This is a genomic window from Pseudomonas quebecensis, assembly GCF_026410085.1.
Taxonomy (GTDB): Bacteria; Pseudomonadota; Gammaproteobacteria; order Pseudomonadales; family Pseudomonadaceae; genus Aquipseudomonas; species Aquipseudomonas quebecensis.
This window is the reverse complement of the sequence record NZ_CP112866.1, coordinates 4,144,383-4,156,331: the sequence shown is the minus strand read 5'-3', so window position 1 is coordinate 4,156,331 and position 11,949 is coordinate 4,144,383. Positions and strand designations below refer to the sequence as shown.

Sequence of the window (11,949 nt, the reverse complement as noted above, 5' to 3'; positions counted from 1 at the left end):
GCATGACCATTCGTGTGCAGGCCGAGGCCTTTGACCCCGGCGCGGAAGTCAACGCCATGCATGCCGCGAATGTTGGCGTGGGGGCGGTGGTGAGCTTTGTAGGTTACGTGCGCGACTTCAACGATGGCCGCGATGTGTCCGGCATGTTCCTGGAACACTATCCGGGCATGACCGAAAAAGCCCTGGCCAGGATCGCCGTGGAAGCCGAGCAGCGCTGGCCGTTGCTCAAGCTGCAGGTGCTGCACCGCGTAGGCGCCCTGGAACCGGGCGAGCCGATCGTGTTTGTTGCGGCGGCGAGCGCCCATCGCCAGGCCGCGTTCGACGCCTGTGCATTTGTGATGGACTACCTGAAGACCCGCGCGCCATTCTGGAAGAAAGAAAACACACCGGAAGGTGCGCGCTGGGTGGAAGGGCGGGACAGCGACCACGCCGCGGCGGATCGCTGGAAGTAGCCAGCCGAAGACCTATCTCAAAATCAGCTTATCGCATTCAGCTCAGGGGCGTTTGCGTTCCACGGCTCGCAATAGATGCGTCGGCGGTGTCTCGCAGCTGATCTTGCGGCCCAGCAGCGCCTCGATCGACGGCAACTGGTAGGAGTCATCCTCACCGGCAAAACTGATCGACACACCCGCCGCGCCCGCGCGGCCGGTACGGCCAATCCGGTGCACATAGTCGTCAGGCACTTCCGGCAGGGTGAAGTTGATCACGTGGCTGATGCCGTCGATGTGAATCCCGCGGCCTGCCACGTCGGTAGCCACCAGCACGCGAATCTTGCCTTCGCGGAAACCTTCCAGGGTCTTGATGCGCTTGTGCTGCGGTACATCACCGGACAGTTGCGCAGCGTTGACGCCATCGCGCACCAGGCGTTCTTCGATGCGGCGCACTTCATCCTTGCGGTTGGCGAACACCATCACCCGCTCCCAACCGTTGTCATTGACCAGGTTATAGAGCAGTTTGTATTTGTCGGCGCCGGCCACGGCGTAGATATGCTGCTCGACATTTTCGCTGGCCACGTTCTCGGCTTCGATCTCAACGATCGAAGGATCAGTGGTCCACTGCTTGGCGAGGTTCATCACGTCTTCGGTGAAGGTCGCGGAGAACAGCAGGGTCTGGCGCTCGGCCTTTGGCGGGGTCTGGCGAATGATCTGGCGCACCTGCGGGATAAAGCCCATGTCGAGCATGCGGTCGGCTTCGTCCAGCACCATCACTTCGACCATGTCCAGGTGCACGTCGCCGCGCTGGTTGAAGTCCAGCAGGCGGCCCGGGGTGGCCACCAGAATGTCGCAGTGGCGCGCTTCGAGGTGCTTGAGCTGCTTGTCGAAGTCCATACCGCCGACGAACGTCATGACGTTGAGGCCGGTGTACTTGGTCAGGTCGGCGGCGTCCTTGGCGATCTGCACCACCAGTTCGCGGGTCGGGGCGATGATCAGCGCGCGCGGTTCACCCATGTAGCGCTCTTTGGGCGGCGGCGTTTGCAGTAACTGGGTGATGATCGAGATCAGGAACGCAGCGGTCTTGCCCGTGCCGGTCTGGGCGCGGCCGATGGCGTCTTTGCCGGCCAGGGTAAAGCCCAGCACCTGCGCCTGGATCGGTGTGCAGTACGGGAAACCCAGGTCCTGGATGGCATGCATCAGTTCCGGGGCCAGCTTGAAATCATGGAAGCGGGTCTTGCCTTCCTGAGGTTCGACGACGAAGTCTTCGAGTTTCCACGGGATGACCGGCGGTTTGGGCGCGCGTTCACGCCGTGGGGCCTTGGGCTGAGGGGCTGGGGCGGCTTGAGCAGGCGTTGCCTGTTGGGGCGCCATCACCGTCGGCTTATCGGGCTGGACGGCAGGTGCGGTCCGGCCGGGCTGTTGACCGTCACTGCGGCTGCCGTGTGTCGGGACAGGGGCGCTGGGAACAGGCGCGAGCGGCTCAGCCTCGCTTTTGCCGAACATCTTCTTGAGTGCTTCGAGCACGGTGATCTCATTAATTGGTTAAGGAATATACGCCGGCCAGTGTAATGCAAGAAACGGGCGCGGCGTAGTGCGTCTGTCATACGGCTACATAACGCCAGGCTTTCAGCGCAGGCGTTCGCTCAGCCACGTGCCAATCTCGCTGATCTCCTGGGGTAACACTTCGTGGCCCATTGGGTATTCCCGCCATGTCACGGTGACACCATGGTGCTTCAAGTACTCCATTGCTGTGCGGCCCATGACGTTTTGCACCACGTTGTCGTGCTGGCCGTGCAGGCACAGGGTGGGAATGCGCTGCTGGCTGGCCGACAGCTCCAGTGCGTCATCGAAAGTCGGCGCGTAAGTGGAGAGGGCAATCACGCCACCCAGGGGCCCCTGCCATTTAAGGAAAGCCGTGTGGTAGACCACGGCGCCACCCTGGGAAAACCCCGCGAGGAAAATCCGCGAAGCGTCTATCCCGGTTCTTTTTTGCGCTTCGATCAAATCCATAACGGTTTTTGCCGAGCTTTCCAGCTCTTCCAGGCTGATGGACCTGGCCGGGCTCATGGCCTTTATGTCGTACCAGCTGGGCATCTCATAGCCGCCATTGATCGTCACCGGGCGGGTTGGGGCCTGGGGTAAAACGAAACGGGTCGACGTTAGATTTTTCTGTAGGAGTTCGGCTACAGGCAAGAAGTCATATTGATCGGCCCCCAGGCCATGCAACCAGATTACGCAGGCGTCAGCTGCCTTGGCGGGCTCAAGAATCAAGGGTTCGGTCATGTCTGCTCCAAAAATGTGCGCGCGCTCCGATAGGGTGCGTCGCAACGGTGCGTAGTAGGTTTATCTGTTACGAAAATGTCGCAAGTTTGACTCTTTAGTGCTTGACCATAGGTTGAAGCAACTCCGTCCTCACTCTGGTACGGCGCTTGCTATGCACATGTCGATGTCAGGTCTCTTCCGTGACGGTAACACTATCAGTGACTGCCGCTTTCGGGATAGCAACTGGACTTACAGCGACAGCCTCTTACTGTTTGACCCCAAAAAAAGCCAACACGGGTCAAGGTCGCCTCAAAAGGGTGCGGTGGGGTTCGAGCTCCGACACAACAAGAGCAACTGGAGGTTTGAATGAAGGTTTTGAAATCCACCCTGGCCATCGTTTGCGCGGCCGCTGTATTGGGTGTCAGCGGTTTCGCCCAAGCCGGCGCTACCCTGGACGCCGTGCAGAAGAAAGGCTTTGTGCAATGTGGCGTGAGTGACGGCTTGCCGGGTTTCTCGGTACCGGATGCCAGCGGCAAGATCCTGGGGATCGACGCTGACGTGTGCCGCGCTGTGGCGGCTGCCGTATTCGGCGACGCGACCAAGGTCAAATTCAGCCAGTTGAATGCCAAGGAGCGTTTCACCGCGCTGCAATCGGGCGAAGTCGACATTCTGTCCCGTAACACCACCATGACCAGCTCCCGCGACGCCGGCATGGGCCTGAAATTTCCAGGTTTCATTACCTACTACGACGGCATCGGCTTTCTGGTTAACAACAAGCTGGGCGTAAAAAGCGCCAAGGAACTGGACGGTGCAACCATCTGCATCCAGGCCGGTACCACCACCGAACTGAACGTTTCCGACTACTTCCGTGGCAACGGTCTGAAATACACCCCGATCACCTTCGACACCTCCGACGAAAGCGCCAAGTCGCTGGAATCCGGGCGTTGCGACGTGCTGACCTCCGACAAGTCCCAACTGTTCGCCCAGCGCAGCAAGCTGGCCTCGCCGAAGGACTATGTCGTATTGCCGGAAACCATCTCCAAGGAGCCGCTGGGCCCGGTCGTGCGTAACGGCGACGACGAGTGGCTGGCTATCGTGCGCTGGGTAGGCTACGCCATGCTCAACGCTGAAGAAGCCGGTATCACCTCGAAAAACGTCGAAGCTGAAGCCAAGTCCACCAAGAACCCGGACGTGGCCCGCCTGCTCGGCGCGGACGGCGAATACGGCAAAGACCTGAAAGTGAAGAAGGACTGGGTCGTACAAATCGTCAAGCAAGTCGGTAACTACGGTGAAGTGTTCGAGCGCAACCTGGGCAAGAGCACCCCGCTGGAAATCGACCGTGGCCTGAACGCACTGTGGAACAACGGCGGCATTCAATACGCACCGCCTGTGCGCTGATCGCTGATGGTTCTGTCACCCGGTGGGCCAACCGCCGGGTGATGTTCTGTTCCATTCTTTCCGGGGCACTTCATGCAAAATCAAATCGGCGCACCCAAGCAGAAGCTCAGCTTCAGCGACCCCAAAGTGCGTGCGTGGCTCTTCCAGATCATCACGATTGTGGCGGTGGTCTCGCTGGGCTGGTACCTCTTCAACAATACCCAGACTAACCTTCAGCACCGGGGCATCACCTCGGGTTTCGACTTTCTTGAACGCAGTGCCGGCTTCGGCATCGCGCAGCATTTGATCGACTACACCGAATCGGACAGCTATGCCCGGGTGTTTGTGATCGGCTTGCTCAACACCTTGCTGGTGACGTTCATCGGCGTGATCCTGGCGACCCTGCTCGGCTTTATCGTCGGCGTGGCGCGCTTGTCGTCGAACTGGATGATCAACAAGCTGGCGACGGTGTACGTGGAAATCTTCCGCAACATTCCGCCGCTGTTGCAGATCCTGTTCTGGTACTTCGCGGTGTTCCTGACCATGCCAGGGCCGCGTAACAGCCATAATTTCGGCGACACCTTCTTTGTCAGCAGCCGTGGTCTGAATATGCCGGCAGCGCTCGCCGCTGATGGTTTCTGGCCGTTCGTGGCGAGCATGGTGCTGGCCATCGTGGCAATCGTGCTGATGGCGCGCTGGGCCAACAAGCGATTTGAAGCCACGGGCGTTCCGTTCCATAAATTCTGGGCGGGCCTGGCGCTGTTCGTGCTGATCCCGGCGCTGTGCGCGTTGATCTTCGGCGCACCGCTGCATTGGGAAATGCCCAAGCTGCAGGGCTTCAACTTCGTCGGCGGCTGGGTATTGATCCCCGAACTGCTGGCATTGACCCTGGCGTTGACGGTGTACACGGCGGCGTTTATCGCCGAGATCGTGCGCTCGGGCATCAAGTCCGTCAGCCACGGCCAGACCGAAGCCGCTCGCTCCCTGGGCCTGCGCAACGGTCCCACGCTGCGCAAGGTCATCATCCCGCAGGCGCTGCGGGTGATTATTCCGCCGCTGACCAGCCAATACCTCAACCTGGCGAAGAACTCGTCGTTGGCCGCCGGTATCGGTTACCCGGAAATGGTTTCGCTGTTCGCCGGCACGGTGCTTAACCAGACCGGCCAGGCGATCGAAGTCATTGCCATCACCATGAGCGTGTACCTGGCGATCAGCATCAGCATTTCTCTGCTGATGAACTGGTACAACAAGCGCATTGCGCTGATCGAGCGGTGAGGAAACGCACATGAGTTCGCATACTTTCAAACCTGATACGCCGCCGCCGAGCAAAGTCTTCGGGCCGATGGCATGGATGCGCGCCAACCTGTTTTCCAGTTGGCTCAACACCCTGCTGACCTTGCTGTCGATCTACTTGGTGTACCTGGTGGTGCCGCCGATCCTGCATTGGGCCATCCTGGATGCCAACTGGGTCGGCACTACCCGCGCCGACTGCACCAAGGAGGGCGCCTGCTGGGTGTTCATCCAACAGCGCTTCGGGCAGTTCATGTACGGCTACTACCCCGGCGACCTGCGCTGGCGCGTGGACCTGACCGTGTGGCTGGCCATCGTCGGCGTGGCACCGTTGTTCATCTCGCGCTTCCCGCGCAAGGCGATCTACGGGCTGGGCTTCCTGGTGTTGTACCCGATCATCGCCTTCTTCCTGCTGCATGGCGGTGTGTTTGGCCTGGCCACCGTGGCCACCAGCCAATGGGGCGGCCTGATGTTGACCCTGGTGATCGCCACCGTCGGTATCGCCGGCGCCTTGCCGCTGGGCATCGTGCTGGCCTTGGGGCGACGTTCGAACATGCCGGCGATTCGTGTGGTCTGCGTGACGTTCATCGAGTTCTGGCGCGGCGTGCCGCTGATCACCGTACTGTTTATGTCCTCGGTAATGCTGCCGTTGTTCCTGCCCGAAGGCATGAACTTTGACAAGCTGCTGCGGGCGCTGATCGGTGTGATCCTGTTCCAGTCGGCCTACGTCGCCGAAGTGGTGCGCGGCGGCTTGCAGGCCATCCCTAAAGGGCAGTACGAAGCTGCCGCGGCGATGGGCCTGGGTTACTGGCGCAGCATGGGCCTGGTGATCCTGCCGCAAGCGCTGAAGCTGGTGATCCCAGGGATCGTCAACACCTTCATCGCGCTGTTCAAGGACACCAGCCTGGTGATCATCATCGGCCTGTTCGACCTGCTCAACAGCGTCAAGCAAGCCGCCGCCGACCCCAAATGGCTGGGCATGGCCACCGAAGGCTACGTGTTCGCCGCCCTGGTGTTCTGGATTTTCTGTTTTGGTATGTCGCGCTATTCCATGCATCTGGAACGCAAGCTCGACACAGGCCACAAGCGTTAGGAGTTCTTTTGATGAGCGAAGCAATCAAACAGCCTGTGGGCCCTGAAGGCATTATCCAGATGCAGGGCGTCAACAAGTGGTACGGCCAGTTCCACGTGTTGAAAGACATCAACCTGAACGTCAAGCAGGGCGAGCGTATCGTGCTGTGCGGACCGTCGGGTTCGGGCAAGTCCACCACCATCCGCTGCCTCAACCGCTTGGAAGAGCATCAGCAGGGCCGCATCGTGGTCGATGGCGTTGAGCTGACCAACGACCTCAAGCAGATCGAAGCGATCCGCCGTGAAGTCGGCATGGTGTTCCAGCACTTCAACCTGTTCCCGCACCTGACCATCCTGCAGAACTGCACGCTGGCGCCGATGTGGGTGCGCAAGATGCCCAAGCGCAAGGCCGAAGAAATTGCCATGCACTACCTGGAGCGCGTGCGCATCCCGGAGCAGGCCCACAAGTTTCCGGGGCAGTTGTCCGGCGGCCAGCAACAGCGTGTGGCGATTGCCCGTGCCTTGTGTATGAAGCCGAAAATCATGCTGTTCGATGAGCCGACTTCGGCACTCGACCCGGAAATGGTGAAAGAGGTGCTGGACACCATGATCGGCCTGGCCGAAGACGGCATGACCATGTTGTGCGTGACCCACGAGATGGGCTTTGCCCGCACCGTGGCCAACCGCGTGATCTTCATGGACAAGGGCGAGATCGTTGAGCAAGCGGCACCGAATGACTTCTTCGACAACCCGCAGAATGATCGGACCAAGTTGTTCTTGAGCCAGATTCTGCATTGATCGATGCTTGAAACAATAAACCCGGCCTGGCCGGGTTTATTGTTTCTGTTCAGCAGGCCTTCAGTGCCTTCTGCCCTGTGTTCACGGTATGAGTGAAGCCCCGCAGGTCAGCGCCTTCGGCCAATACCTTGGCGTCGGCGAGCAAATGAGGGTGACGATCGAGCAATCGCATCAACAGAACCAGTGGCTTCGGTGGCAGAAGCTCACCGCGCTCATACCGTGAAAAAGCGTTGTGACCGCCTCCGGATAACAGCTGCACGGTTTCTTTTTGGGTAAGGTGCAGCTTGCGACGGATACGTTTCATCTCGTTACCGATCATTGTCCGCGCAGCCTGGACGAGTTCATCACCAGCTTTTGCGTGACGCTCCGCACTGTCCGGATCATACATGCCGTCGCCGCAGGCATGGCATTCCCAGCCAGAAAGGTCATCGACACGACGCTCCATCCCTTTGACGCTAATGGTCTCGCTACGGCCCTCGAACCGAGTCATGCCTTCGGGCGTACCGCATATAAAGCACTGTTGAGTTTTCATGAGCTGCACTCCTTGAAGGAGATTACCGGTGGGTTACCACCTGAGCCGTAAGTGACCTTTATGTAAATCTCCATGCCGTGTGAACTGATGTGGTACACGTCCTGCCAGACCTTATGGTCTGCATAGGTAGTCATCGATTTGTACAACATCCTGGTTTGCAATTGAAAAACGACCTCTTGCATTTCATGGATCTCAAAGCCGAGTTTCCTCCCCGTGATCTTCGCCGTTGAGGTAAATGCCTTTTCCCCAAGTCGCCTGACATCCGCCTTTATCACCGCCAAGTCGTGATGAGGTGTGTACTTTTCCATAAGACACCTGAGCCCAATAATTACCCTCTAAGGGTAATTTTACCAATGGAAAATACTGCTCATTTTCCTGCCTAAGAACCCTAGTGCGTTGCGTTCGTAGGCAACTCTGAATAGGCTGTGGGAAAATTCATCCTATGATTGGACGAAATCACGCAACCCATGACAGACATCGCCCCGTTGATCAAACGCTCCCTGGTGGACCAGGCCCTTGAGCAATTGCGCTGGCGCATCAGCGAAGGCAAATGGGCCATCGGCGAACGCCTGCCCACTGAACCCGAGCTATGCGCTGAACTCGGCATCAGCCGCAATACCGTGCGCGAGGCCATGCGCGTTCTGGCGTTTTCGGGGTTGATCGAGGTCCGCCAGGGTGACGGCAGTTACCTGCGTTCAATGACCGACCCGTTGGGCACGATGCGCGCGCTGTCCCATTGCACGTTGGAGCAGGCACAGGAAACGCGGCGGATTCTGGAAGTGGAAGCCATCGGCCTGGCGGCGCTGCGCCGTACCGAGCAGGACCTCGAACAGGTGCGTGCGGCGCTCAAGGCCAGCGGCGAGCTGTACCAGGGTGACCTGGAGGCCTATATCAGCGCCGACCTGGTGTTCCATAAACGCCTGGTGGACGCCGCCCACAACCCTGCGTTGAGCGAGCTGTACCAGTACTTTTCCAGCGTCGTCGCCGCCCAGTTGCGCCAGACCTTGAACACCTCACCGCGTCGTCAGGCGGTATTCGATCTGCACACCGCCCTGCTCGACGCCGTGGAACACCAGGACCCGGAACGCGCCCAATCCCTCTGCCGGCAGTTGATCAATGAACCTTGAAACCCGACGCACAAACGAACTCGAAGAACTGTTGATCGACGCCGAGGCCGATGACGACCAGGTACAGCACAGTCACCCCGTGGTCCAGCGCCCGTGGCTGCTACTGCTGGGGCTGATCCTGGTGGCGCTGAACCTGCGCCCGGCCTTGTCGAGCATGGCACCGTTGCTCAGCGATGTGTCCGCCAGCCTGGGGTTGTCGGCGGCCAAGGCCGGTCTGCTGACGACCTTGCCGGTGCTGTGCCTGGGCCTGTTTGCGCCATTGGCGCCGATCCTGGCGCGGCGTTTCGGTGCCGAGCGGGTGGTGCTGGGGATTCTGTTGATGCTCGCGACGGGGATCGTTCTGCGCAGCTCGTTCGGTGAAACCGGGCTCTTTATCGGGAGCCTGATCGCCGGGGCGAGTATCGGCATCATCGGCGTGTTGCTGCCGGGGATCGTCAAGCGCGACTTTGCCAGGCAGGCCGGCGCCATGACCGGCGTCTACACCATGGCGCTGTGCCTGGGCGCGGCGCTGGCGGCGGGTGCCACGGTGCCGTTGAGTCATTACTTTGGCGACCGTTGGAGCATCGGCCTGGGCTTCTGGATGGTACCGGCCGTGGTGGCGGCGCTGTTCTGGCTGCCTCAGACCGGCCAGAAACACGGTGCTCATCAGGCCGCTTATCGGGTGCGGGGGCTGCTGGCGGACCCGTTGGCCTGGCAAGTCACCCTCTACATGGGCCTGCAATCGTCGCTGGCCTATATCGTGTTCGGCTGGTTGCCGTCGATCCTGATCGGCCGTGGCCTCAGCGCGACCGAGGCGGGGTTGGTGCTGTCCGGCTCGGTGCTCGTGCAACTGGCCAGCTCCCTGGCCGCGCCGTGGCTGGCCACGCGTGGCAAGGACCAGCGCCTGGCCATTGTGGTGGTGATGCTGCTGACCCTGGGCGGCCTGTTCGGTTGCCTGTATGCGCCGCTCGACGGGCTATGGGGCTGGGCGATCCTGCTGGGCCTGGGGCAGGGCGGCACCTTCAGTCTGGCGCTGACCCTGATCGTGCTGCGTTCGCGCGACGCCCATGTGGCGGCGAACCTGTCAGGCATGGCCCAGGGCATCGGCTACACCCTGGCGTCCCTCGGCCCATTGGCGGTCGGCCTGGTGCACGACTGGACCGGCGGCTGGACGGCCGTGGGCTGGATCTTCGCCGTGCTTGGCCTGGGGGCGACCATCGCCGGGCTGGGCGCCGGCCGTGCCCGCTATGTGCAAGTGAGCACCGAAGCGCGCTAGAGGTACACCACCTCCAGGGTTGCCGAGCCGTCGAGTCGCACGTCCTGGCTCAGGTCCAGGTTCTGTCTGGCATTGATCACGGCGTCGACCTTGACCGTGCTGATCAGCTCCTGAATTGCCGATGGCCCGCTGGTGCTGCCTTCGATGTCGGTGAACCCCAGATAGCTGTTGGCCCCGATATCGATGGGATTCAAGTTGGCGGTACGCCACGCCACGCCGCCGGTGGTGGATTCGGTGCCGTAGACCTGCGTTGCACTGTCGACCAGGCTTTGGCGCGGATCGAATGTCATGGAATACAGGCCAATGCGATTGCCGCTGTTGTCGAGCCCCAACCCGTAGTAAATCTCACTGTTGACCATGGCCGTGCCGTCACGGTTGTCACGCATGCGCAGGGCGAAGCGGCTCGCGCCGTTACAATACAAGCTGACCTGCAGATGCCTGGCCGCCAGGCGCGTGCCCCTGTCGATATTCAAATCCTGCTGGGAAATCCTGCCGTAGTCGATCACGCCTGCGCTTGAAAGCCGGGGTGTGCATGCGGTGGGCGTTATCGCACCATTGACGCTAAGGTCCACCGTGGACGCGGCCAGACTGTACTGGGCGCTGGTCAGCAGCAGGAAGGAAACTGCGATGCGACGCATCTTCATAATGTGCACTCCAGGGGATTACAGGTAGATGATTTCGAGGGTGCCGGAGCCGTTGATGTACACCACGTTGCGCAGGTCCAGGGATTGGGTCGGCGCAAGATAGGTCTTGATGCGAACGGTGCCGGACAGATTCTGGATCGCCACCGGGCCGAGTGTGCTCCCGGTGCTGTCGGTAAAACCCATGATGCTGTTGGCGGCCATGGGGATTTGTCGTGAACTGGAACTGCTCCAGGCCGCGCCACCGCTGGTGGAGTCGGTGCGATAGAGCCTGGCGAACGCGTCGGCGGTGAATTCCGCCGGATCGATAGTCAGGTAAAAACGGCCGATCTTGTTCTGGCTGTTATCCAGGTCCAGGCCGTAGGCGGTCTCGTCGGTGCCACCGGTGGCGGAGCCCTGGCGGTTGTCGTGCATACGCAGGGCGAAACGTGCCGGCGCGTCACAGCTGATGGACAGCTGCAAGGTGCGAGTAGGCAGTGGCGTTTCGCTGGTCGCGTTCAGATCCTTGACCAGCAAGGTGCCGTAATCCACCAAGCCATCGTTGGACAGCAGCGGACGGCAGGCGACGGGGGTGAAGTGGGCACGCAATGTGAGTTCCTGGGAGTAGCCGCTGCGGCCATTGTGAAATGTCCCATAGGCCTCCCAAGTGGTGGCGTCTCGAACATGGGTGGCGCCGACATCGGCCCAGGCGCCGACAGTCAACTGCAGTGAAAAGCGTCTGCCCGTTAATACCGAGCCGTTTTGTACCGGAGCGATGCCGTGGTCAGCCCGCCAGTTCAATACTGCGCCATTGAGCACGGGGGGTTGACCGTTGGCGGGCAGCAATCCCAACTCGACGGCCTGGCCATCCAGCACGCCATCCCCAGCCTGTATTTCATAACTGCCATGTTCGGTAAATCGCAGGCGTTGCGAGCCTGCCGCCAGCGCGCGATAGAACAGGCTCATATCGGTCGGTTGCGGGCAATTGAAGTGCACGCTCAACCGGCGTTCGCCAAGCCACCGCTGGGGTGCACTATCTTTTTGCGCCGTGCGGTTCATCAGGCCGAAGTCCAGTAACGGTTCGCTGATGGTCAGTTGGCAGTCGTCCTGGGCCTGGGCGGTGCCCAAGGCACCGATCAGCAACCAGGCGCTCAGGTGTCGCAAGCGGTTTTCAAGCGGCATG

Annotated in this window: 13 protein-coding genes; 7 read left to right on the top strand and 6 right to left on the bottom strand. The window is 60.6% G+C overall.

Going from position 1 to position 11,949, the window contains the following annotated elements; genetic code table 11:
- The first annotated feature begins 2 nt into the window (after positions 1-2).
- On the top strand, positions 3-452 hold the full coding sequence (gene moaE, locus OSC50_RS19345; RefSeq protein WP_181078453.1) for a molybdopterin synthase catalytic subunit MoaE: 450 nt from the start codon (positions 3-5) through the stop codon (positions 450-452).
- Positions 453-494: 42 nt separating this feature from the next.
- Here moaE and rhlB read toward each other — a convergent pair whose 3' ends face one another.
- Both rhlB and OSC50_RS19335 read right to left on the bottom strand, forming a co-directional pair.
- Positions 495-1,958, bottom strand: a complete 1,464-nt coding sequence (gene rhlB, locus OSC50_RS19340) for an ATP-dependent RNA helicase RhlB (protein WP_370694744.1) — start codon at positions 1,956-1,958, stop codon at positions 495-497.
- A 102-nt stretch (positions 1,959-2,060) separates the two neighbouring features.
- The gene (locus OSC50_RS19335; RefSeq protein WP_253510579.1) at positions 2,061-2,717 is read right to left on the bottom strand and encodes an alpha/beta hydrolase; all 657 of its coding nucleotides are present in this window, start codon (positions 2,715-2,717) and stop codon (positions 2,061-2,063) included.
- A gap of 345 nt (positions 2,718-3,062) precedes the next feature.
- Here OSC50_RS19335 and OSC50_RS19330 point away from each other — a divergent pair, with 345 nt between their 5' ends.
- From OSC50_RS19330 to OSC50_RS19315, 4 genes are all read left to right on the top strand, one after another.
- Positions 3,063-4,094, top strand: coding sequence for an amino acid ABC transporter substrate-binding protein (locus tag OSC50_RS19330; RefSeq protein ID WP_034096005.1), 1,032 nt, complete (start codon positions 3,063-3,065; stop codon positions 4,092-4,094).
- A gap of 72 nt (positions 4,095-4,166) precedes the next feature.
- Complete coding sequence (locus OSC50_RS19325) at positions 4,167-5,348, top strand: amino acid ABC transporter permease (RefSeq protein WP_181078448.1); 1,182 nt, start codon at positions 4,167-4,169, stop codon at positions 5,346-5,348.
- Positions 5,349-5,358: 10 nt separating this feature from the next.
- The gene (locus tag OSC50_RS19320) at positions 5,359-6,456 is read left to right on the top strand and encodes an amino acid ABC transporter permease (protein WP_266248022.1); all 1,098 of its coding nucleotides are present in this window, start codon (positions 5,359-5,361) and stop codon (positions 6,454-6,456) included.
- An 11-nt stretch (positions 6,457-6,467) separates the two neighbouring features.
- Positions 6,468-7,232, top strand: coding sequence for an amino acid ABC transporter ATP-binding protein (locus OSC50_RS19315; RefSeq protein WP_034096008.1), 765 nt, complete (start codon positions 6,468-6,470; stop codon positions 7,230-7,232).
- A 49-nt stretch (positions 7,233-7,281) separates the two neighbouring features.
- Here OSC50_RS19315 and OSC50_RS19310 read toward each other — a convergent pair whose 3' ends face one another.
- Both OSC50_RS19310 and OSC50_RS19305 read right to left on the bottom strand, forming a co-directional pair.
- A complete protein-coding gene (locus OSC50_RS19310; protein ID WP_266248025.1) occupies positions 7,282-7,764 on the bottom strand; it encodes a type II toxin-antitoxin system MqsA family antitoxin in 483 nt (160 codons plus the stop codon).
- A complete protein-coding gene (locus tag OSC50_RS19305) occupies positions 7,761-8,072 on the bottom strand; it encodes a type II toxin-antitoxin system MqsR family toxin (RefSeq protein WP_266248027.1) in 312 nt (103 codons plus the stop codon). Before OSC50_RS19305 ends, OSC50_RS19310 begins: the two co-directional genes overlap by 4 nt.
- 159 nt (positions 8,073-8,231) lie before the next feature.
- On the opposite strand from OSC50_RS19305, the gene OSC50_RS19300 reads away from it, so the two are divergent.
- A complete protein-coding gene (locus tag OSC50_RS19300; protein ID WP_266248029.1) occupies positions 8,232-8,891 on the top strand; it encodes a FadR/GntR family transcriptional regulator in 660 nt (219 codons plus the stop codon).
- Positions 8,881-10,146 (top strand): CynX/NimT family MFS transporter, encoded by a 1,266-nt coding sequence (locus OSC50_RS19295; RefSeq protein WP_181078439.1) that lies wholly within the window; start codon positions 8,881-8,883, stop codon positions 10,144-10,146. The genes OSC50_RS19300 and OSC50_RS19295 overlap by 11 nt, the downstream gene beginning before the upstream one ends.
- Here OSC50_RS19295 and OSC50_RS19290 read toward each other — a convergent pair.
- On the bottom strand, positions 10,143-10,790 hold the full coding sequence (locus tag OSC50_RS19290) for a DUF1120 domain-containing protein (RefSeq protein ID WP_181078437.1): 648 nt from the start codon (positions 10,788-10,790) through the stop codon (positions 10,143-10,145). The two genes, OSC50_RS19295 and OSC50_RS19290, sit on opposite strands and share 4 nt — an antisense overlap.
- Before the next feature lie 18 nt (positions 10,791-10,808).
- The gene (locus OSC50_RS19285; protein WP_266248030.1) at positions 10,809-11,948 is read right to left on the bottom strand and encodes a DUF1120 domain-containing protein; all 1,140 of its coding nucleotides are present in this window, start codon (positions 11,946-11,948) and stop codon (positions 10,809-10,811) included.
- Position 11,949 lies beyond the last annotated feature (1 nt).

Bases quoted from the DNA above. Each gene is read 5' to 3' on its own strand.
- moaE (WP_181078453.1), top strand. From the start codon at position 3: ATGACCATTCGTGTGCAGGCCGAGGCCTTTGACCCCGGCGCGGAAGTC.
- OSC50_RS19335 (WP_253510579.1), bottom strand. From the start codon at position 2,717: ATGACCGAACCCTTGATTCTTGAGCCCGCCAAGGCAGCTGACGCCTGC.
- OSC50_RS19330 (WP_034096005.1), top strand. From the start codon at position 3,063: ATGAAGGTTTTGAAATCCACCCTGGCCATCGTTTGCGCGGCCGCTGTA.
- OSC50_RS19325 (WP_181078448.1), top strand. From the start codon at position 4,167: ATGCAAAATCAAATCGGCGCACCCAAGCAGAAGCTCAGCTTCAGCGAC.
- OSC50_RS19320 (WP_266248022.1), top strand. From the start codon at position 5,359: ATGAGTTCGCATACTTTCAAACCTGATACGCCGCCGCCGAGCAAAGTC.
- OSC50_RS19315 (WP_034096008.1), top strand. From the start codon at position 6,468: ATGAGCGAAGCAATCAAACAGCCTGTGGGCCCTGAAGGCATTATCCAG.
- OSC50_RS19310 (WP_266248025.1), bottom strand. From the start codon at position 7,764: ATGAAAACTCAACAGTGCTTTATATGCGGTACGCCCGAAGGCATGACT.
- OSC50_RS19305 (WP_266248027.1), bottom strand. From the start codon at position 8,072: ATGGAAAAGTACACACCTCATCACGACTTGGCGGTGATAAAGGCGGAT.
- OSC50_RS19300 (WP_266248029.1), top strand. From the start codon at position 8,232: ATGACAGACATCGCCCCGTTGATCAAACGCTCCCTGGTGGACCAGGCC.
- OSC50_RS19295 (WP_181078439.1), top strand. From the start codon at position 8,881: ATGAACCTTGAAACCCGACGCACAAACGAACTCGAAGAACTGTTGATC.
- OSC50_RS19290 (WP_181078437.1), bottom strand. From the start codon at position 10,790: ATGAAGATGCGTCGCATCGCAGTTTCCTTCCTGCTGCTGACCAGCGCC.
- OSC50_RS19285 (WP_266248030.1), bottom strand. From the start codon at position 11,948: ATGCCGCTTGAAAACCGCTTGCGACACCTGAGCGCCTGGTTGCTGATC.